Source organism: Dactylosporangium cerinum, assembly GCF_042653625.1.
Classification (GTDB): Bacteria; Actinomycetota; Actinomycetes; order Mycobacteriales; family Micromonosporaceae; genus Dactylosporangium; species Dactylosporangium cerinum.
This window is the reverse complement of record NZ_JBHSIU010000037.1, coordinates 260131-279917: the sequence shown is the minus strand read 5'-3', so window position 1 is coordinate 279917 and position 19787 is coordinate 260131. Positions and strand designations below refer to the sequence as shown.

The 19787-nt window shown below is 73.6% G+C and carries 20 protein-coding genes; 12 read left to right on the top strand and 8 right to left on the bottom strand.

Annotated elements, in window-relative coordinates; genetic code table 11:
• Nucleotides 1–19: 19 nt before the first annotated feature.
• From ACFPIJ_RS27910 to ACFPIJ_RS27900, 3 genes are read left to right on the top strand one after another with little or no spacing between them, the layout of a single operon-like run.
• Nucleotides 20–733: a FadR/GntR family transcriptional regulator gene (locus ACFPIJ_RS27910; protein ID WP_380118928.1), complete on the top strand. Its 714-nt coding sequence runs from the start codon at nt 20–22 to the stop codon at nt 731–733.
• The gene (locus ACFPIJ_RS27905; protein ID WP_380118926.1) at nt 730–1554 is read left to right on the top strand and encodes a sterol desaturase family protein; all 825 of its coding nucleotides are present in this window, start codon (nt 730–732) and stop codon (nt 1552–1554) included. Before ACFPIJ_RS27910 ends, ACFPIJ_RS27905 begins: the two co-directional genes overlap by 4 nt.
• Nucleotides 1551–2207: a lysoplasmalogenase gene (locus ACFPIJ_RS27900; protein ID WP_380118924.1), complete on the top strand. Its 657-nt coding sequence runs from the start codon at nt 1551–1553 to the stop codon at nt 2205–2207. Before ACFPIJ_RS27905 ends, ACFPIJ_RS27900 begins: the two co-directional genes overlap by 4 nt.
• Nucleotides 2208–2286: 79 nt before the next feature.
• Here ACFPIJ_RS27900 and ACFPIJ_RS27895 read toward each other — a convergent pair whose 3' ends face one another.
• The gene (locus ACFPIJ_RS27895) at nt 2287–3822 is read right to left on the bottom strand and encodes a citrate/2-methylcitrate synthase (RefSeq protein WP_380118921.1); all 1536 of its coding nucleotides are present in this window, start codon (nt 3820–3822) and stop codon (nt 2287–2289) included.
• Between the two features lie 65 nt (nt 3823–3887).
• Here ACFPIJ_RS27895 and ACFPIJ_RS27890 point away from each other — a divergent pair, with 65 nt between their 5' ends.
• Nucleotides 3888–5111 (top strand): LeuA family protein, encoded by a 1224-nt coding sequence (locus tag ACFPIJ_RS27890; protein ID WP_380118919.1) that lies wholly within the window; start codon nt 3888–3890, stop codon nt 5109–5111.
• On the opposite strand, the gene ACFPIJ_RS27885 is transcribed toward ACFPIJ_RS27890, so the two are convergent.
• Complete coding sequence (locus tag ACFPIJ_RS27885; protein WP_203847739.1) at nt 5108–5299, bottom strand: hypothetical protein; 192 nt, start codon at nt 5297–5299, stop codon at nt 5108–5110. The two genes, ACFPIJ_RS27890 and ACFPIJ_RS27885, sit on opposite strands and share 4 nt — an antisense overlap.
• A 127-nt stretch (nt 5300–5426) precedes the next feature.
• Between ACFPIJ_RS27885 and ACFPIJ_RS27880 the strand changes: the two genes are divergently transcribed.
• Nucleotides 5427–6503, top strand: a complete 1077-nt coding sequence (locus tag ACFPIJ_RS27880; RefSeq protein ID WP_380118916.1) for a sensor histidine kinase — start codon at nt 5427–5429, stop codon at nt 6501–6503.
• Nucleotides 6500–7159 carry a response regulator gene (locus ACFPIJ_RS27875; RefSeq protein WP_380118914.1) on the top strand — a complete coding sequence of 220 codons (660 nt, stop codon included), beginning with the start codon at nt 6500–6502 and terminating at the stop codon, nt 7157–7159. Before ACFPIJ_RS27880 ends, ACFPIJ_RS27875 begins: the two co-directional genes overlap by 4 nt.
• Here ACFPIJ_RS27875 and ACFPIJ_RS27870 read toward each other — a convergent pair.
• From ACFPIJ_RS27870 to ACFPIJ_RS27855, 4 genes are all read right to left on the bottom strand, one after another.
• On the bottom strand, nt 7156–8100 hold the full coding sequence (locus ACFPIJ_RS27870) for a DUF1996 domain-containing protein (RefSeq protein ID WP_380118912.1): 945 nt from the start codon (nt 8098–8100) through the stop codon (nt 7156–7158). The genes ACFPIJ_RS27875 and ACFPIJ_RS27870 overlap by 4 nt on opposite strands.
• A gap of 89 nt (nt 8101–8189) precedes the next feature.
• Nucleotides 8190–8840, bottom strand: a complete 651-nt coding sequence (locus ACFPIJ_RS27865) for a response regulator (protein ID WP_380118909.1) — start codon at nt 8838–8840, stop codon at nt 8190–8192.
• Complete coding sequence (locus tag ACFPIJ_RS27860; protein WP_380118907.1) at nt 8837–10003, bottom strand: sensor histidine kinase; 1167 nt, start codon at nt 10001–10003, stop codon at nt 8837–8839. Before ACFPIJ_RS27860 ends, ACFPIJ_RS27865 begins: the two co-directional genes overlap by 4 nt.
• Nucleotides 10003–10680 carry a hypothetical protein gene (locus ACFPIJ_RS27855; protein WP_380118905.1) on the bottom strand — a complete coding sequence of 226 codons (678 nt, stop codon included), beginning with the start codon at nt 10678–10680 and terminating at the stop codon, nt 10003–10005. The genes ACFPIJ_RS27860 and ACFPIJ_RS27855 overlap by 1 nt, the downstream gene beginning before the upstream one ends.
• Nucleotides 10681–10859: 179 nt before the next feature.
• Here ACFPIJ_RS27855 and argS point away from each other — a divergent pair, with 179 nt between their 5' ends.
• On the top strand, nt 10860–12545 hold the full coding sequence (argS, locus tag ACFPIJ_RS27850) for an arginine--tRNA ligase (protein ID WP_380118903.1): 1686 nt from the start codon (nt 10860–10862) through the stop codon (nt 12543–12545).
• 78 nt (nt 12546–12623) lie between these two features.
• On the top strand, nt 12624–13823 hold the full coding sequence (locus ACFPIJ_RS27845; RefSeq protein WP_380118901.1) for a glycosyltransferase: 1200 nt from the start codon (nt 12624–12626) through the stop codon (nt 13821–13823).
• Nucleotides 13824–13825: 2 nt separating this feature from the next.
• Here ACFPIJ_RS27845 and ACFPIJ_RS27840 read toward each other — a convergent pair whose 3' ends face one another.
• Entirely contained in the window at nt 13826–14380 is a 555-nt protein-coding gene (locus tag ACFPIJ_RS27840; protein ID WP_380118899.1) for a glycosyltransferase family 2 protein, read from the bottom strand.
• Nucleotides 14381–14443: 63 nt separating this feature from the next.
• Nucleotides 14444–15517: a glycosyltransferase family 4 protein gene (locus tag ACFPIJ_RS27835; protein ID WP_380118897.1), complete on the bottom strand. Its 1074-nt coding sequence runs from the start codon at nt 15515–15517 to the stop codon at nt 14444–14446.
• 337 nt (nt 15518–15854) lie between these two features.
• Between ACFPIJ_RS27835 and ACFPIJ_RS27830 the strand changes: the two genes are divergently transcribed.
• The 4 genes from ACFPIJ_RS27830 to ACFPIJ_RS27815 all read left to right on the top strand — a co-directional run bounded on the left by ACFPIJ_RS27830 (nt 15855) and on the right by ACFPIJ_RS27815 (nt 19787).
• Nucleotides 15855–17267: a DUF1996 domain-containing protein gene (locus ACFPIJ_RS27830; protein ID WP_380118895.1), complete on the top strand. Its 1413-nt coding sequence runs from the start codon at nt 15855–15857 to the stop codon at nt 17265–17267.
• A gap of 89 nt (nt 17268–17356) precedes the next feature.
• Nucleotides 17357–18517, top strand: a complete 1161-nt coding sequence (locus ACFPIJ_RS27825; protein WP_380118893.1) for a sensor histidine kinase — start codon at nt 17357–17359, stop codon at nt 18515–18517.
• The gene (locus ACFPIJ_RS27820; protein ID WP_380118891.1) at nt 18514–19161 is read left to right on the top strand and encodes a LuxR C-terminal-related transcriptional regulator; all 648 of its coding nucleotides are present in this window, start codon (nt 18514–18516) and stop codon (nt 19159–19161) included. The genes ACFPIJ_RS27825 and ACFPIJ_RS27820 overlap by 4 nt, the downstream gene beginning before the upstream one ends.
• Nucleotides 19158–19787, top strand: coding sequence for a carbohydrate-binding protein (locus ACFPIJ_RS27815; protein WP_380118889.1), 630 nt, complete (start codon nt 19158–19160; stop codon nt 19785–19787). The genes ACFPIJ_RS27820 and ACFPIJ_RS27815 overlap by 4 nt, the downstream gene beginning before the upstream one ends.

The following is a 19787-nucleotide window of genomic DNA, read 5'->3' as shown; positions in this document are numbered from 1 at the left end:
TGTGTGAGACAGTCGCCGCGTGACATTGACGCCGGCTCCCCGCAGCTCCGTGTCCGACCACGTCTTCGCGCAGCTGCGCGACGCCATCCTCAGCGGCGCCTACGCGCCCGAGGACGCGCTGCCGAGCGAGCGGGAGCTCGCCGCGACGTTCGAGGTGAACCGGCACGCCGTGCGCGAGGCGCTGCGCCGGCTGCAGCAGCTCGGCCTGGTCAAGGTCAGCCAGGGCGGCGCGACCAGGGTCCTGGACTGGCGGGTGCACGCCGGCCTCGACCTGGCGATGTCCACCGCCATGTCCAGCGGCGACATCCTGCCGGTCAGCACCCTTGTGCGCGACATGATGGAGATGCGTGCCTGCCTGGGGGCCGACGCGGCCAGGTTGTGCGCGCTTCGCGGTGCCCCCGCCGCCAAGGAAACCGTCATCACCGCGGTCGACGCACTCGCCGGCGCCGCCCCCGACCTGGACCGCATGGGCGAGGCGAACGTCGCGCTGTGGCGGGCCGTCGTGGCGGGCAGCGGCAACACCGCGTACCTCCTCGCCTTCAACAGCCTCGTCAGCGGCGCGCTCGCCGTCGGTCACGTCCCACCCACGCTGCGCACCGCCGAACTGCTCGACGTCGCCGGGCACCGCCGGCTCGCCGCGCACATCGCCGCCGGCGCCTCCGCTGCGGCGTTCGCCGAAGCCCAGGCCCTGCTCACCGCCCCCTTGCTGTCCCGGAAGGAAACCCGAGCATGATCCCCGCCGTGCTCTACGCCGTGCCCGCGTTCCTGCTGCTCATCGTCATGGAGGCGATCTCCTACCGCTTCCTGCCCGACGACGACGAACGCGGCTACGAGGTCCGCGACACCAGCACCAGCCTCTCCATGGGTCTCGGCAGCCAGATCATCGGCGTGCCGTGGAAGATCCTCGTCGCCCTCGCCTTCGCCGGCCTGTATGTCCTCACCCCGCTCAAGCTCGACCCGCACAGCCCGTGGACCTGGGCGCTGCTGTTCTTCGCCGACGACTTCGCCTACTACTGGTTCCACCGCCTGCATCACGAGATCCGGATCTTCTGGGCCGGCCACGTCGTGCACCACTCCAGCGTCTTCTTCAACCTGTCCACGGCCCTGCGGCAGAGCTGGACCCCGATGACCAGCACCCCGTTCTGGCTGTTCCTGCCGCTGCTGGGCATCCCGCCGTGGATGGTGTTCCTGCAGCAGTCGATCAGCCTCGCCTACCAGTTCTTCCTGCACAGCGAACGGGTCAACCGCCTGTGGCCGCCGCTTGAGTGGTTCTTCAACACCCCGTCGCACCACCGCGTCCACCACGGCGCCAACCCCGAATACCTGGACCGCAACTACGGCGGCATCCTCATCATCTGGGACCGCCTCTTCCGCACGTTCGAACCCGAACAGGCCCGCGTCCGCTACGGCCTGACGAAGAACATCGGCACCTACAACCCCCTGCGCGTCGCCACCCACGAATACCGCGACATCTGGCGCGACGTGCGCACCGCATCCAGCTGGCGGCACCGCCTGCGCTTCGTGTTCGGCCGCCCCGGTTGGCAGCCCTCATGAGCCTCCCCCTGCGGCTCTTCTTCGTCGCCGCCGCTGTTGAGCTCACCGGCGTCGCCCTGGCCTGGCACCCGTTGCAGTGGATCGCCAAGCCGCTCCTTGCCCCGTTGCTGCTCTGGTACCTCTACCGCCAGGCCGGCATGTCCCTGATCGGGTGGGGCCTGGTCTTCGCCTTCGCGGGCGACGTCGCCCTGCTCGTGCCGGGCCTCGTGCCCTTCCTGCTCGGCATGGCCTGCTTCCTGGGCACCCAGATCTGCTTCCTGCTCGCCTTCCGCCGCCGCGCTCCCCTGCTGCTTCCCGCGGCGATCGGCTACGGCGTGCTGTGGGCGGCGCTCAACGTCCTGCTGTGGCCGTCGCTGGGTGCTCTGCGCATCCCGATTCTGGTGTACAGCCTGGCTTTGAGCGCCATGGCCGCCGCCGCGGCGGGCGTGTCCCGGACCGTCGCGGCGGGCGCGGCTCTGTTCCTGCTGTCGGACCTGCTGATCGGCCTCGGCGCCGCCGACCTGGACTTTGCCGGCCGCGACCTGATCGTCATGACCACGTATATCGCCGCGCTCCTGCTCATCACCACCGGCAGTGCTCCCCGCCCGGCCGCCCCGGCCACCTTGACCCAACCGGCCCCGCACCGTTCCCCGCAGCCCGACGCCCGGCCCTGACCGTGGTCCGGCCGTGGTGCGGGTTTCTGGAGACGGGACGGAAGGGCGGGTCTGGTCGTGCCCGGCCGGAGCTGTTCGATCAGGCGAGCGGGCCGGTGTACGAGGCGCGTAGGCGCAGGCGGGTCGGGTGGGCGTACTCCTCCATGGCGTGGGCGAGCCAGCCTGCGGTGCGGGCGACGGCGAAGATCGCCTCGCCGGCGCCGCGGGGCATGCCGGCCAGGGTGGTCAGCAGGCCGAGGGCGAAGTCGACGTTGACGTGCGGGAGGTGGCGGCGGCGCGCCTCGACGAGGATCGCGTCGGCGACGGCGAGCGCCGGATGTGGTGGGCGGACCCGGCCGGCGCGGACCGGGGCAGCGACCGGGCCGGTAACCGCCGGGGCGACCGGGCCGGTGGCCGTCGCAGCGACCGGGGCGGTGACCGCTGGGGCGACCGGGCCGGTCACCACCGACGTGACCGGGCCGGTGACTGCCGCAGCGACCGGGTCGATGGCCACCGCTGTGGCCGGGTCCACAAGAGCCCGGGCGACCGGGGTAGGGGCGGACGGGCCGGGATGGGTCGTGGCGCGGATGCGGTCGAGGAGGGCGGTGGCGCGGGCGTCGCCGGACTTGTAGACGGCGTGCCCGAAGCCCGGGATGCGTTCGCCGCGGCGGAGCCGCTGGCCCATCACGGCGGCGGCGAGGGACGGGTCGGTGGCCTCGGCGAGCATCGCCTCGACGCCGAGGGAGGCGCCGCCGTGCAGAGCGCCGCTGGTGACGCCGAGGCCGGCGGCGACGACGGCGTAGGGGTCGGCGCGCACCGAGGCGGCGACCCTGGCGGCGAGGGTCGAGGCGGCCAGCTCGTGGTCGGCGAGCAGCACCATCGCGAACCGCAGCACGTCGGCGAGCGCGGGATCGGCGTCGGGCCCGGCGAACTTCTCCCACAGCCGCCACGCGATCGCACCCCCGTCGGCGACGGCCGACCCGGCGCCGGGAACAGCGCCACTGGACCCAGCGCCGGTAACGGCGGGAGTGGGCCCGGTCCCGGGAACGGCGGCGGCAGCAGTGGCAGGGGTGGGTAGCGCGTCGACGAGGCCGGCGATCAGGGACTGGCCGGTGCGGGTCACCGCCTCCGGGTCCAGGGTCAGGCGGACCGGGTCGGCGGCGGCGAGCGTCGTGGTGATGACCTGGAGCCGCTCCAGCGGAAGCACCCCCGGCGGGAGCTGGTCCTGCGCCGCGCGGGCCACCGCCACCGCGACCGGATCGGCGGCCCACCCGGAAGCCGGCGCCGGCCCGGCAGACGAAACCGCAGGCGAGAGGTCGCCGGTCCACAGCCAGGTGGCGGCCGCCTCGAAGGTGGCCGTCGCGGCGAGCTCGATCGCGTCGCGGCCGCGATAGTAGGCACGGTCCTGGCCCAGCAGGGTCACCGCCGACTCGATCACCAGCTCCGACGCGGCGCCGGGGCGGTGGCGGGGGCGGCCGCGCAGGGCGAGGCGCTCGATCTCCTCCGAGTCGAACACGCTCCGTCCGTCGTCGCCCTTGCGGCGGGCCAGGACGCCGCGGCTGACATACGCATAGAGGGTGGCGGGTTTCACACCGAGCCGGCGGGACGCCTCGTCCGCCCCGATCCACCTGCCCACCGGCACCTCCTACTTGATTTTCGTCAACATTGACACACAATGCGGGCAACGGTCAACCTCGAGGCATGCCACAGATTCACTTCCTGGACGTCACCAACCGTGACGGGGTGCAGACGGCGCGGACCGGGCTGTCGAAGTTCGGCAAGACGATGGTCAATTTCTACCTCGCCAAGCTGGGCGTGGCCCAGTCCGAGATCGGCTTCCCGTTCCTGTTCCACGAGGTGCCCTACGTGCGGGCGCAGCTCGCCCTGCAGCAGGCCGGCGCGTTCCACGACCTGCGGCTGTCAGGCTGGTGCCGGGCCGTCCAGGGGGACGTCGAGAAGGCCGCGCCGCTGGGCCTGGAGCACTACAACCTGTCGATCTCGACGTCGGATCAGATGCTGCGGGGGAAGTTCCGGGGCCGGCTCGACCGCGACGCCGTCATCAGGGAGATGGTTGCCGCGGTGCAGGCGGCGAAGCAGGCCGGCGTCCAGACGGTCGGGGTCAACGCCGAGGACGGGTCACGGACCGACGACGGGTTCCTCACCGAGTTCGCGCTCGCGGCCCGTGCGGCGGGTGCCGACCGGGTCCGGTACTGCGACACCATCGGCGGCGACACGCCCGGCCGGATCGGGGACCGGTTCGCCGCCCTCGCGACGGCGACCGGGATGCCGGTGGAGACGCACTGCCACAACGACCTCGGCATGGCCGTCGCCAACTCCCTCGCGGGCGCGTTCGGCGACCTGGCGGCGGGGCAGGACGCGTGGATCAACACGTGCGTCAACGGGATCGGCGAGCGGTCCGGCAACGCGGACCTGATCTCCACCATCCTGGCGCTGCAGCACGGATTCGGGGTGCCGGAGCAAGCGACCATCGGCGATCCGATCGACCTGACCTGGGCGCGCCGGTTCGCGGCCTGGGCGTCGTACGCGTTCGGCCAGCCGCTGCCGCAGCACCAGCCGGGCGTCGGGGTCAACGCGTTCGCGCACGAGTCGGGCATCCACGCCGACGGGGCGCTCAAGGACCATCGCAACTACGAGCTGTACGACGAGGACACCCTCGGCCCGTTCCCCGCCGACCGGCACGCCAGGTCCGGCCGGCTGGTGCTCACCGGCGAGTACGGCGGGCTCGCCGGCTTCCGGCACGTCATGGACGACCTCGGCGTCGACGTCAAGGACGAGGACCTGACGTTCAAGGTCGTCCAGCTGTGCAACGCGGCGACGGGCCGGCCGCTGACCGACGACGAGCTGCGGCTGATCGCCACGTACCCGGACGAGCTGGCGCTGCTCTATCCGGGGTACACGAACTAGAGCATGCCGTGCTCGATGATCCATTCGTATGACGCGGTCTCCTCGTAGGAGAACTCCAGGGCGACAACGACGGCGAAGCGGCGGTCGATCTGGTAGCCGGTGTACCGGTGGACGGCGCACTCCATCCAGACCGGGATGCGCGACGCCGGGTTGGCCAGGACGGCATGCTTGCCGCAGCGGTGCTCCATGGGCGGCAACGTTAGCCATGGCACCGTCGATACATCAGCCTGCTGCCTGATACTCCATATGGTGTACGAGACGGTGCCTCCGCGCGGACGACGACCTGGCCCGATGCCACGCCTACCGTTCGACGGCATGACGAAACTGCAGATGGTCGCCGCGTTCGCCGCGGTCACGTTCATCGCCGTGCTCAGCGGCAGCGGGGGCGACCTCGCCGCGGGGGCGCTACCGCTCGCGACCTGGCTGGCGACGCTGGTGTGGGCGCAGGTCAAGTGGCCGCTCACCGGCCTCGTCACCGGGATCTGCAGCGTCGTGGCGATGCGGATCGCCGAGCTCACCACCGGCGGCTGGTTGTGGCCGGTGACGCTGCTGTACGTGTCGGTGGTCATCGGCCCGCGACCGCGGCTGCGGCTGGTCGTCGGGATCGCGGCCGTGCACGCCGTCTGGGCGTTCACTCTGGAGTGGGCGGTGCTGCAGCACAGCGCGAGCCGGGCGATCGCCGGCGTCGGCCCGGACGTGCTGTGGCTGATCGCGGCGCTCGCGGTGACGATCGCGATCGGCAACTGGCGGCGCTGGATGCACACGGCCATCCAGCAGCAGCACGCCGAGCTCCAGCAGCAGCACGCCGAAGCCGAGCAGCAGCGCGCCGAGGAACGGCTGCGGGTCGCCCGGGAGGTGCACGACACGGTGGCGCACACCCTCGCGGTCGTCGGGGTGCACCTCAACGTGGCCGCGGACGCCCTGGACACGGCGCCGGACGAGGCCCGCGACGCGCTGCGGGTGGCGCAGGACGTGCGGCGCAAGGCGATGGGCGACCTGTCCTCGCTCGTCGGGGTGCTCCGCGACGACCGCCGGCCGACGGCCGAACCGCTCGACCTGGAGGCGCTCGTGTCGCAGGTCCGGGCCGCGGGGCTCGACGCGCACCTGCACGTCGAGGGTGCCGACGCGGCGCTGCCGGTGCGCACCGCGGTCGGTCTCATCGTCCGCGAGGCGCTCACCAACACCGTGCGGCACGCCGCGGCGCGGACCGTCACGGTCACCGTCCACTACGGACCGACGACCGAGGTCACGGTCGCCGACGACGGCCAGGGGTCCACCGCGCCGGAAGGGCACGGGCTGACCGGGATGCGGGAGCGGGTCGAGGCGTTGGGCGGTTCGCTCACGACGGACGGTGCCGGTGGCTTCGCCGTGCACGCGACAATCCCGTCATGACCGTGCACGTATTACTCGCCGACGACCAGGCCCTGGTCCGCGCCGGATTCAGCAGCCTGCTGCGGCGCACCCGGGACCTCACCGTCGTCGGTGAGGCGTCCACCGGTGACGAGGCGGTCCGGGAGGCCCGGCGGCTGCGGCCCGACGTGGTGCTGATGGACATCCGGATGCCGGGCCTGGACGGGATCGCGGCGACCGCGCAGATCGTGGCGGACCGCGACCTCGCCGGCACCCGGGTCGTCATCCTCACCACGTTCGAGACGGACGAGCACGTGTTCGCGGCGCTGCGGGCCGGCGCGAGCGGCTTCCTCACCAAGGAGGTCGAGCCCGACGAGCTGCGCCGCGCGGTCCGGGTCGTGGCGGCCGGCGAGGCGCTGCTGTCGCCGAGCGTGACGGCCCGGGTGATCGGGCAGTTCGCACACCGCCCGGCCGCCGGGCCGGCACCGTCTCAAGGCCGGCTCGCCGTCCTGACTCCACGGGAGGTCGAGGTGGTCCGCCTGGTCGCCGCCGGGCTGTCCAACGAGGAGATCGCCCGGGAGCTGTTCATCAGCCCGCTGACCGCGAAGACCCACGTGACGCGGGCCATCGCGAAGGTCGGCGTGCGGGACCGGGTGCAGCTGGTGATCCTCGCCTATACCGAAGGACTCGCTTCCTAGGGCTTGTGCTGGTCCACCCCGAAACCGTTGCACTGGCGGCCGCCGTTGATGCAGTGGCTCACCAGAGCCGCCTGGCGGGACGCGTCCCAGCCGTTCATGAAGTCGTAGTGGAACGACGAGCCGTTGCCGGAGGAGTACGCGAGGCCGGACGTGTTGCCGCCGGGCAGCTTGTACGGGACCTTCATCTCGAACATCGGCAGCGGCACCGGGTTGCCGGCCGGGCAGACCCCGTTGACCGGCCACACCACGTGCGACTTGTGGTCGGCGCTGTCCAGGCTGCGGCCGTCCCAGCAGCTCGGCGCCTGCATCCGCACGATGAGCGACGACCGGGCCGGGCACGCCGGCGGGATGGCCTTGCCGACATAGTCCCCGCAGTTCCAGGTACCGCTGAACTGCGCGGAGTCCTGCAGCTTCATGTCGCCGACGATGAGGCGGAACCCGGCCGGGAACGGCTGCACCGTCCGGTAGTCCTTGACCCCCGACTTGTAGTAGATGGTCACCTTCTCCGGCTTCACCACGGTGCCGTTCTGGGTCAGGGTCGGGAACCAGTACGACGACGCGTCGAGCGTGTCCTCGCAGGACGTCCTGCCGCGCAGCAGGCTCTGCGGCGTGGAGGTCGCGTTCGAGGCGGGGTTGCCGACGAACGTGTGGTTGTGGGCGGCGCCGGCGAGCCCGGGGAAGACGATCGGGTCGTCGCTGAGCCGGTGCGTCTCGGTGCAGTTGGCGTGGAACTCGCGGTACTGCGCCTGCGGCGGCTTGTCGGTGAACGTCTTGACCGGTGCGGCCGTCGCGGTCGGCACAGGTGACGCGGGTGGCGCGGCCGAGGACGGCGCCGGTGGTGCCGGCTGCGAGGGTGCGGCCGACGACGGTGCCGGTTGGGAGATCACGACCGGCCCCTGGTTCGGGTCGCACGCCGCGAGGAACAGGCCGGCTGCCAACAAAAACGCTGAGCGTCTGCGCACGGTTGTGGTGCCTTTCGGATCGATGGTGCCACCCACCGTGCGAACCTATGGCCGCGCCGCCCCGGCGGTCATGAGTCGAAAGTCCCAGCGCTCCACCGGACCACCGCCTCGGTGCGGCTGCCCACCTGGAGCTTGGCGAACGCGTGGTACAGGTGGTTCTTCACCGTCTTCTCGGTGAGCCGCAGCCGCTCGGCGATCGCCGCGTTGGACAGCCCGGCGCAGAGCAGGTCCAGGACGTCGCGTTCGCGATCGGTGAGCCCGAAGCGGTCCCGGGCGGCCCGGCGGGAGCCCTGCTCGCGCAGCGCCGACCCGGCCACCGACACGGCCACGGACGCGGCGACCGGCGACAGCCAGCTCTGGCCGGCCGCCACGGCGAGGACCGCGCGGAGCAGGTCCGGCGGGTCGAAGTGGCCGTGCACCAGGTAGCCGCGGGCGCCGCCGCGCAGCATCGAGGCGATCACGTCGGGGCTCGCGTCGCTGGTGAGGGCGAGCACGGCGGTGTGCCGCGCCAGCTCGTCCACGATGGACAGTCCGTCGGCGATCGGCATGCGGTGGTCGAGAAGGGTCACGTCGGGCCGGTGCCGCAGCGCGAGGGTGAGCGCGTCGCGGCCGTTGCCGGCCTCCCCCACGACCCGCACCTCGCCGCTGAGATCGAGCACGCCGCGGAGCGAGTCACGCACGATCGGGTTGTCGTCGACGATCAGGACCGACGTCGTCATGGCGTACCCACCTCCAAGGGGGTGACGGCCACGATCTCGGTGCCGCGGCCGGGCAGCGCGGAGACCCGCAGGGAACCGCCGACGTTGCGGGCCCGCTCGGCCATGCCGACGATGCCGAGATGCCCGTCGGCCTGCAGGGCGGCCAGGTCCCGGGGCGTGAACCCGCGGCCGTCGTCGCGGACCCGCACCTCCAGGCGGCCGCCGGCGGCGCGGACCACCACGTCGACGCGCCGGGCGTCCGCGTGGCGGGCCACGTTCTGCAGCGCCTCGGCGAGGATGCGCACCACCTCGTAGCGGACCTCGACACCGGGCTCGATCGGCTCCGCGTCGACCCGGACCGGGATCCGCCAGCGGTCCGACCAGTCGTGCACGGTGCCCCGGACCGTCTCGGCGAACCCCAGGTCGAGCTGGTCGATGCGCAGCCCTTCGAGGAGTTGCCGGGCCTCCCGGGCGGCGGCCTCGGCGCCGCGGGAGACGGTGCCGGCGAGTTGTTCGGCGAGGGCCGGGTGGCGGCGCAGCGACTGCGGCAGCGCCAGGGCGGCGAACGAGACGCCGCGCAGCGTCTTGGCGACCGAGTCGTGCAGTTCCCGGGCGAGACGGGCCCGTTCGGAGGCGGCGGCGGAGCGCTGGGCCGCGCCGATCACCTCGACGGCGAGGTCCAGGTGCCGTTGCAGGGCGGTGGTCGCGGCCGCCGCACCGATCCCGGCGAGCACGCTGACCATCGGGAACGCGACGATGAACGCGGCCACGTCCGGCGGCGGGTCGTTGGCGCGCAGGACCGCGCCCGCCGCGGTGAACCCGAGTGCCGCCTGCGCCGCCCACAGCGGCAGCGCCCGCATCCCGAGCAGTGCGCCGCCGAGCGCGGCCGAGCCGGCCACGTAGCAGAAGAACGCCATCCCACCCCGGCTGAGCATCAGCACCGCGACGGCGAGCGCGAGGTCCACGGCGAGCGCCGGCCATGGGTGGCGGGTCACCGCGGGCCAGCGGGTCAGGACGCTCACCTCCGCGACGGTGCCGGCGGCGACGGTCGCGACGACGGCCAGGATCCGCCACCAGTCCTCGACGAGCAGCAGCCCCGCGGCTGCGGCGGTGGACGCGATCGCGGCCCGCCCGAGCAGCACGGCGCGGGCGATGGCGGCGGGGGCGGCGGCCGGGAGGTTCATCAGCGCAACTGGAGGTCGTCGACGAAGAAGCGGTACGCGTTGGGCAGCATGTCCGTCGCCACGACCAGGTCGATGCGGCGCACCGGCTGCCCGGGGGCGAGCTCGCGCAGGTCGACGTCGAACGGCGTCCACACGTCGACCGGCGCGGTCAGCACGACCGGTGCCGTCCCCGACGGTGCCGCCGTCGCGGACACCGTGACCCGCAGGACGGTGCCGTGGACCCGCCCGCCGTAGACACGGAACGTGAGGCGGGTCGCGGTGACCGGTCCGGCGGCGACGAGGGCGACGGCGGCGGTCTTCTCCTTCGGCTCGACCCGCAGCGCGACCTGGTCGGTGCCGGGCACCACGCCGTTGGTGACCACCTTCGCCCCGGTGCTCTGCACGGTCCAGCCGGTGCCGACGGCGGCGCCGTACACGACGCACGACGGCCGGCTGCTGCCCCCGGTCCCACACGCGGGCGCAGCCACGGACGGCGACGCAGCCAGGGACGGCGACGCGCCCACGGACGGCGACGCGCCCACGGACGGCGACGCGCCCACGGACGGCGACGCGCCCACGGACGGCGGCGCAGCGACCGGCGGCGACGCGCTCAAGGCCGGGCCGGGCGGATCCTGGTCGCGTGGCAGCAGCAGCGGTGGCACACCGACCGTCACCAGGCCGATGCCGACCGCCAGCATGCTCAGCCGGGCCCGTCGCGAGAAGATGCGGCCGACCCTACTGGAATTCGGTTGCCGCCCGCCTGTGGTCCCCGGGTACCCTCAGCGGACCATGGCTGCGACGACGACGGCGGTTTCGCGACGACGACGGTGACCACACCGCCGTCCGTCCCGCCTCGCCATCCGTCTGGAGTCCCACGATGGTCGTGCCGTCGTTCGCCGTCTCGCTCGCCGACCGGATCACCGCCGCCCTGCCCGGCGCGCCCGCGGGGTTCGACCCGCAGATCCGCCTCTCGGAGCACGCCGACCTGCAGGTCGACGGTGTGCTCGGGCTGGCCCGGTCGCTGCGGCGCGACCCCCGGCAGCTCGCCGCCGAGGTCGCCGGGCAGCTGCACGGCGGCGGTCCTGTCGCGGACGTGCGGGTCGCCGGTCCGGGATTTCTCAACCTCACCCTGAGCGGCCCGGCGCTGCTCGGACGGGTCGCGGCCCGGCTCGCCGACCCGCGGCTCGGCGTGGGCCGGTCGGCGGCGGGCGGGCGGACCGTGCTGGACTATTCGCACCCGAACGTGGCGAAGGAGATGCACGTCGGGCACCTCCGCTCGACGATCATCGGCGACGCGCTCGCCCGGGTGCTGGGCCACCTCGGCGGCACCGTCGTGCGGCAGAACCACATCGGCGACTGGGGCACCCAGTACGGGATGCTCATCCAGTACCTGGCCGAGCACCCGTCGGACCGGTCGGCGCTGACGGTGCGGTACAAGACGGCCTATGCGCTCTTCCAGAGCGACCCGGCGTTCGCCGACCGCAGCCGGCGGCGGGTCGTGGCGCTGCAGGGCGGCGACCCGGACAGCCTCGCCGCGTGGCAGGCGATGGTGGAGGAGTCGACGCGGTACTTCGCCGACGTGTACGACCGGCTCGGCGTCCTGCTGACCGGCGCCGACATCGCCGGTGAGAGCAGCTACAACCCGATGCTGGCCGGCGTCGCCGAGGACCTGGAGCGGCTCGGCGTGGCCCGGATCAGCAACGGCGCCCTCTGCGTGTTCGACGACGACCCCGGCACGGCGCCGCTGATCGTGCGCAAGAGCGACGGCGGTTTCGGCTACCCGGCCACGGATCTGGCCGCGGTCCGGCACCGGGTCACGACGCTGCGGGCCGACCGGATCGTCTACGTCGTCGACGCGCGGCAGGCGCCGCACTTCCGGATGGTGTTCGACACCGCGCGGCGGGCCGGTTGGCTGCCGCCGGAGGTCGAGGCGGTGCACGCCGCGTTCGGGATGGTGCTGGGCGCGGACGGCCGGCCGTTCAAGACCCGGTCCGGCGACACCGCCCCGCTCGTCGGGCTGCTCGCCGAGGCGGTCGCGCGGGCCACCGCGGTCGTCGCGGCGAAGAACCCGGCGCTCGGCCCGGACGAGGTCGCCGCGCGGGGCCGGGACGTCGGGATCGGCGCGGTGAAGTACGCCGACCTGTCCACCAGCCGGACCCGCGACTACCTGTACGACCCGGACCGGATGATGGCGCTCACCGGCAACACCGGCGTGTACCTGCAGTACGCGCACGCCCGGCTGCGGTCGATCCTGGCGAAGGCCGGGTCCGGCGGGACCGTGACGGTGGACGCGCCGCTGGAGGACGTCGAGCGGGCCCTCGTCCTGCGGCTCGACGCGTTCGGTGACGTGCTCGCCGGCGTCGCCCAGGGCTGCGAACCGCACCGGCTCTGCACGTACCTCTACGACCTGGCGCAGACCGTGACGGCCTTCTACGAGCGGTGCCCGGTGCTCAAGGCGCCGCAGCCGGTCCGGGACAACCGGGTCGCGTTGTGCGCGCTGACCGCGCGGACCCTGGCGACCGGCCTCGGGCTGCTGGGGATCGCCGCACCCGAGCGGCTGTGAAATCCCTGAAACCTACTGTTCACCGGAGAAAGCACCCCTCAACCTGACAGATCGGGCATGCCAGGTGATGATGTGCCGGTGACGACCCAACTGCGCGTGATGTCGATCTATGAGGGCTTCTTCTCGGGCGGCGCCCGTGCCCTGCACAGCGCCGTCGTCGCCGGTCTGCACACCGGCGGCAGTCATCGCCATTCGGTGCTGAGCATCCACAGTGCGATGCACCGCGAGACGATCCTGCAGCACATGGAGGACGATGCCGGCTACCGCGCACTGCGCGCCGCCGGCGTCGCGGTCGCCGCGCTCGGCCGGCGCGTCGGAGGGTCCACCGGCGCCGCCCGCAGGTCGTTCAGCGCCGCCGAGATCGCGGCCGCGGCCGGTCACGCCGGGGACGCCGACATCGTCCTGTCGCTCAAGGAGCAGCCGCTGCGGCTGGTCAACCGGCCCGGCTTCCCCGACCGGCCGGTGATCGTCTGCCTGCACCGCTCCGACCCGGAGCACCAGGGCGGCGCGCTGGGCGACCTGCGGACCGCCGTCGCCGACGGCCGCGTCGCCGCCGCGATCTGCTGCGCCGAGTCGACCCGCACCGCGTACGCCGCCGCCGGCATCCCGTCCGGGCTGCTGCACGTCATCCCCAACGGTGTCGACCTGTCCCGCTTCCGGCCCGTTCCGGCCCGCCGGCGCGCCGGGCTGCGCCGCGCCGTGGGGGTGCCGGCGAAGGCGACGGTGGTGACGCTCGCCGCCCGGTACGACCCGATGAAGGACGTGCCGCTGTTCCTGCGTGCCGCCCGGGCCTTCCTCCGGCGCGACCCGGCCGGTCACGTCCTGCTGTGCGGCGCGGGGATGAGCACCGCCAACGCCGAGCTGTGCGGGCGGCTCACCGACGTGTTCGCCGAGGAGCCGCGCCTGCTGAGCCGGGTGCGCCTGCTGGGCATCCGCCACGACATGGAGGCCGTCTACGCCGCCTCCGACGTGGTCGCGCTGACCTCGGCCAGCGGCGAGGCCGCGCCGCTGTGCCTCATCGAGGGCGCCATGTGCGGCGCGGTCCCCGTCACCACCGACGTCGGCGACTCCGCCGACCTCGTCGCCGGCCACGGCCTGGTGACGCCGCGCGACCCGGACGCGATCAGCGCCGCCTGGACCGAGGCCGCCGGCCGGCGCGAGGAGCTCGGGCCGGCCCTGCTACGCAGCCGGGAGCGGTTCTCGCAGACCCGGATGATCGCCGCGTACGCCGCGCTCATCGACCACGTGCACCGCGCCGCCGGCGTCCGGGCCCGCTGACCTCAGTCATGAGCAGCGGGCCGCGCCGGTGCCGGGGCACGATGCAGCCCGTCGAAGAGGTCGCGGCGGACGAGCTTGTTGGTGACGCCCGCGCGGATCCGCTGCCGCAGGAACTCCTCGACGGCCTGCGGGCCGGTCCAGACGGTGCCGGTGGCGCGCCGTGGCAGCGGCGGGCCGGTGACGCCGTCCTCGGTCACCGGGACCGTGCCGGCCACGACGATGTCCGCGTCCGGCGCGGCGTCGGTGAGGGCGGCGAGGAGCCCGGGGTCGACCCAGTCGTCGGCGCCGACGAACCAGACGTAGTCGCCGGTGGCGGCGGCCAGCCCGGTGTTGCGGGCCGCCGACGGCCCGCGGGGCACGTCGTGGCGCACCACGCGGGCGGGCAGCGGCGCGTCCCGCGCCAGCGAATCCACGTCGAAACTGGACGCGTCGTCAACGATGACGAGGTCGACGGTGACCCCGTCGGGGACGCTGGTGGCGAGGACCGAGCCGACGGCCCGCCCGGCGTGCTGTGCGGTGCCATGGACGGGCACGATGACGCTGACCGTGACGCTCAAGGGTCACCTCCGTAAAGACGTGATGGCTTTTACAACGATGTGACCCGGTGCTGGGACGTGCGCTCAGCCCACGCGCGTGAGCGGTGGTGCCGGGATCGGTCCGAGCACGCTCGCGTAGGCGGCGGCGAGCGCGGCGGCCTGCGCCTGCGGGGTGTGCCGGGCCGCGAACGCCTCCTGCAGCCGGGGCCGGCCGGGCCGGCCGGTGGTGAGCACCGTGGCGAGCTCGGCGGCGACCGCCTCGGCGGTGCCGAGGTCCGGGTCGAGGCCGAGGGAGTCCAGCGCGGGAATGCTGCGGGCGACGAGCGGCAGCCCGGCCGCGGCGGCCTCGAGCAGCGGCAGCGGGCAGCTCTCCCAGGCCGCGGTGTGCAGGTACACCTCGGCGGCGGCGAGGTGGTTGCGCACCTCGGCGGGTGGCCGCCAGCCGGTGACCCGGACCCCTGCGGCGCGCAGGGCGGCCTCGGCGCGCGGGTCGCCGCCACCGACCCAGGTCCACCGCGCGCCCGGATGGTCGCGGTCGAGCAGCGCCTTGACCCGCAGCAGGAACGCCGGGTCCTTCTGCGCGCCGACCCGCCCGACGGTGACGATCGACCCGTCGTGGCGGCGGTCGGGCCGGGCCGTGCGGGCCCGGGTGGTGTTGGGCACGACGACCGCGGGCAGGCCCAGGGCCCGGGCCAGGTCCGCCTCGCGGGGGCTGCCGCAGACGGCCAGGTCCGTGGACGCGGCCACGGCCCGTTCCGCGGCCCGCAGCAGGCGGTTGACCGGTGCCGGCAGGTCGGTGCATTCGAAGCCGAAGCAGTGCGGCGTGTAGAGGATCGCGGGCCCCGCCGCGGCACCGGCCCGCACGACGGTCCGCCCGACCAGCCCGGCCCAGGTGGCGTGCAGGTGCACGATGCGCGGCGCGACGGCGGGCAGCGTCTCGCGCAGTGCCCGGGCGAGCCGGACCGGGCCGCGACCGGCGTCGCGACTGCCGGCGAACAGGTCCTCGTGCCGGACCGGGACATCGCTGCCGGTCCGCCGGCGGAACAGCAGGTGATGTTCGAACTGGGGGGTCGAGCGGACGAACTCGACGATCGCGGCGGCGGTGCCGCCGCCCATCGACTCGGTGACGTGCAGGATGCGCGGGGTTTCTCGCCGCATGGCCTCGTCCTCCGGTCCGGTAGCGCGTGCACGGAGAGTATCAGTCAAAACACGCTATGTAGGCACAAACCGGATGACACACGCGATCCACTGGAGAGCGCTCTCCGTTTTCGCCTTAAGTTCCGCTGAGCTACGCCTGGAATGTCCGGCTTCGCACCGGCAGGACGTCGCCACGTATTGACGGACCGGCTATGCGGGCGCAACATTTGGGAGAGCGCTCTCCAACGGCGCTTCCCCGCCACTGGTTCCTCCGCCGGCACCGGCGACGCGTGTGACCGCCGCACGCCGTCGCGCACCACGGACCGGCGCCGGCACCCGCCCACACCCTGGGAGCTCCATGAGTACAAGACGGCTCAGAAGAATCCTGGCCCCCATCGGGGTCACCACCGCGGTGGTCGCATCGATGGTGGTCGGCGCGATCCAGCTCACCTCCGCCGCCGCCGCCGACGCCACCCTGCTCTCGCTCAACAAGCCGGCCCTCGCGTCCTCGCAGGAGCTCGGCGAGTCGCCGCCGGCCGGCGCGTTCGACAACAACCCCGGCACCCGCTGGGGCAGCCAGTGGAGCGACCCGCAGTGGCTGCGGGTCGACCTCGGCGTCACCGCGACCATCTCCCAGGTCGTCCTGCAGTGGGAGAACGCATACGGCAAGGCGTTCCAGATCCAGACCTCGCCCGACGGCAACGCCTGGACCAGCATCTACAGCACCACCACCGGCACCGGCGGCACGCAGACGCTCAACGTCAACGGCTCCGGCCGCTACGTGCGGATGTACGGCACGCAGCGCGGCACCGGCTACGGCTACTCGCTGTGGGAGTTCAAGGTCTACGGCACCTCGACCGGCACCCCGCCGGCCACCGACGGCCCGGGCTGGGTCATGGCACCGAACCCGGTCACCGGCGTCACCCCGTCGACGGCGACCCCGCCGGCGACGAACCCGCCGACGACCCACCACGAGTTCCAGGCGAACTGCTCGGTGAGCCGCAGCAACCTCCCCGACGACCCGATCGTCTTCTTCGGGCTGCCGGGCGCCTCGCACTCGCACACCTTCATGGGCAACACCACCACCAACGCCAACACGACCCTGTCGTCGCTGCAGGCCGGTGGCACCGCCTGCATCACGCCCGGCGACAAGACGGCGTACTGGATGCCGACCCTGCTCAACAACGGCGTCGCCGTGCAGCCGGTCGACCGCCAGGTCATCTACTACAAGAGCGGCGTGCTCGACTGGCGCAGCGTCCGGCCGATGCCGGCCGGCCTGCGGTACGTCGTGGGCAGCCCGTCCTCGACGCTCGACCAGTTCAAGAACCACCCGGGCGCGGTCGAGGGCTTCGAGTGCGGTGACCTGACCCGGCAGTGGGACATCCCGGCGAACTGCACGCCGGGCAGCCAGCTCAACGTCCGGTTCCAGGCCCCCAGCTGCTGGGACGGCCGGCACCTGGACTCGCCGGACCACAAGGCGCACATGGCCTACCCGGTCGTCGGCGTCTGCCCGTCGTCGCACCCGGTCGCCGTCAACATGATCGAGTTCAAGATGGCGTGGCCGGTCAGCGGCAACATGGCGAACGTCGCGTTCTCCAGCGGCCGTGGCTACTCGTTCCACTACGACGTGTACAACGCATGGGACCCGCCGACCCTGGCGGCGCTGACCACCCACTGCATCAACGGTGGCCTGCAGTGCAACCCGCGCGGTTTCGACCAGTACAAGCCGGAACGCGGCGCGGCGCTCAACGAGAACTACGTCCTGCCGTAACGAACACCCCGGTCGGCGCCCCGTCCTCCCCGGGCGGGGCGCCGACTGCTGTCTATGTGACCAGCTCCGAACCGCGTAGAGTCCCGCCCGTGGGGCAGCATGTCGACAGGGTCGTGGCACCGGCCGCCCTGGGACGTGCGGTGCTGCTCGCCCGGGCCGCTGCCACGCTGACCGCCGGCGCCGTCGGGCTCCGGCTGGTCGCCGACCCCCGCCCGCTCCTCGCCGCCCTGGCCGTCGTCGCGGGCACCACCCTCGCCGGGCTCGCCGTGCTGTCCCGCCATCCGCACGTCGCGCGCCACCCGGTGCCCGTCCTCGCCGCCGACACCGCCGCCGTCCTCGGCGTCCTCGCGCTCGACGGCGGCGGGGTCACCTTCTACTGCTGCGCCGTCGGCGCGTCCGCGCTCGCCGGGGTCCTCGCCGGGATGTGGGCGCTGCCGCTCGCCGCGACGCACACCGCGCTCGGCTACCTCGTCGCCGCCGCCGTCCTGCCCGCCGGCGCCGACCCGCGGCTCGCCGGGTTCGTGCTGACGTTCCCGATCGCCTGCGTGCTCGCCGCGGCCGGCGCCGCCGTCGCGACCGCGGCGCTGGGCCGCTACGTGGAGCTGTCGGTGCGGGTGGTCGCCTCCGCGCAGCGCACCGCCGCCGCCTCCGAACGCGCCCGCCTCGCCCGCGAACTGCACGACTCCGTCACCAAGACCCTGCGCGGCGTCTCGTTCGCCGCCCTCGCGCTGCCCCAGTCCCTGCGCCGCCACCCCGACCTCGCCGAACAGCTCGCCGACACGGTCTCGCGCGGCGCCTCCGTCGCTGCCGAGGAGGCCCGCGAGCTCGTCGACGGCCTGCGCCTCGACGCGCCCGACAGCGACTTCGCCGACACCGTCCAGGAGATCTGCCGGCGATGGTCGCAGGTGTACGGCATCCCGGTCCGGCTCGCCACGGCGCCCGTGGACCCGCCGGTCGCGGTGCGATACGAACTGTGCCGCATCCTGCAGGAGGCCCTGCACAACGTCGCCCAGCACGCGTCGGCCCGGCACGTCGGCGTCGCGGTCCGCGGCGCGCCCGGCCGCCTCGAACTGCGGATCCGCGACGACGGCCGCGGTTTCGGGCTGCCCGCCGACCTGTCGCAGCTGCGGGCCGCCCAGCACTTCGGGCTCATCGGCATGTACGAGCGGGCCCACACCATCGACGGGAGCCTGCACGTCGCGTCCTCCCCCGGCCGCGGCACGACCGTGGAGGTGACGGTGCCGGCGTGATTTCAGTTCTGGTGGTGGACGACAACCCGATCGTGCGGGCGGCGCTGCGGGGGTACCTCGACGGCGTCGACGGCGTGCGCGTGGTCGCCGAGGCCGCCGACGGGCACGAGGCGGTCGCCCGGGCGCGCGAGGTCCGGCCGGCCGTGACGCTGCTGGACCACCGGATGCCGGTCGCCGACGGGCTGTCCGTGCTCGGCGAGCTGAGCCGGCTCAGCGACGTCCTCGTCATCACCAGCGACGCCGACCCCGGCCTCATCGGACGGATGCTGCGCGGCGGCGCCCGCGGCTACCTCGTGCACGGCGCGTTCGACCCGGGCGAGCTGGGCCGGGCCGTCCTCGCCGTCGCCGCCGGGCACGGCTGGCTGTCACCGGTCGCGGCGGCCGTCGCGACCCGGACCGTCCGCGCTCAGGCGTCGCGGGAGGACCTCGCGCAGCGGCAGGAGGAGACGCTCACCCGGTTCCGGCTGACCCGCCGCGAGAAGGACGTCCTGGACCTCCTGGCCGAAGGGCTGTCCAACGCGGCGATCGCGCACCGGCTGCTGCTGACCGAGAAGACGGTAAAGAACCACCTGCATCACGTCTTCACCAAGCTCGGCGTCCGCGGGCGCATGGAGGCCGTCCTGCTGTGGACCGGCCGGCGATGACGGCGTGGCCGCGGCGGCTCGGCTGGACGGCCCTGGCCGTCGGGGTGGGTGCCACCGCCCTGTTCGTGCCGCCACTCGTGCTGCCGGACGGTCGCGGAGGACTACCGGACGGTCGTGGCGTGGTGCCGGACGGCCGCAGCGACCCGCCGGCCGCGGCCGCCTCGACACCCCCACCGGCGCCGTCCTCCGCGCTGCCACGCACGGCGGCGCCGGCCTCCCCGACCGGAAAGCCCTCACCGGCCGCCGGGTTCGCGGCCATCACGCTGCACGCGGCCGACCCGGCCAACCTGCGCAGCGGCGCCCGCGTCATCGAGTGCCCCACCTGCGTCGGCGGCAGCCGGGTCGGCTACATCGGCGGGCCGAACACCCTGGCGATCCGGGTCGCCGGCGTGACCACCGCGGGCGAGCGGACGATGACCGTCACGTACGAGACGGCCGAGACCCGCACGCTCCGCGTCGCCGTCGGCGACGGGCCCGCGCAGGCCCTGACCCTGAGCGGCGCCAGGGACTGGCTCATCCCCGCCACCGTGTCGATCCGCGTGCAGCTGCCCACCGGCACCAGCTGGATCCGGTTCTTCAACGACGAGGGACCGGCCCCCGACGTCAACCAGATCCAGCTGCGCTGA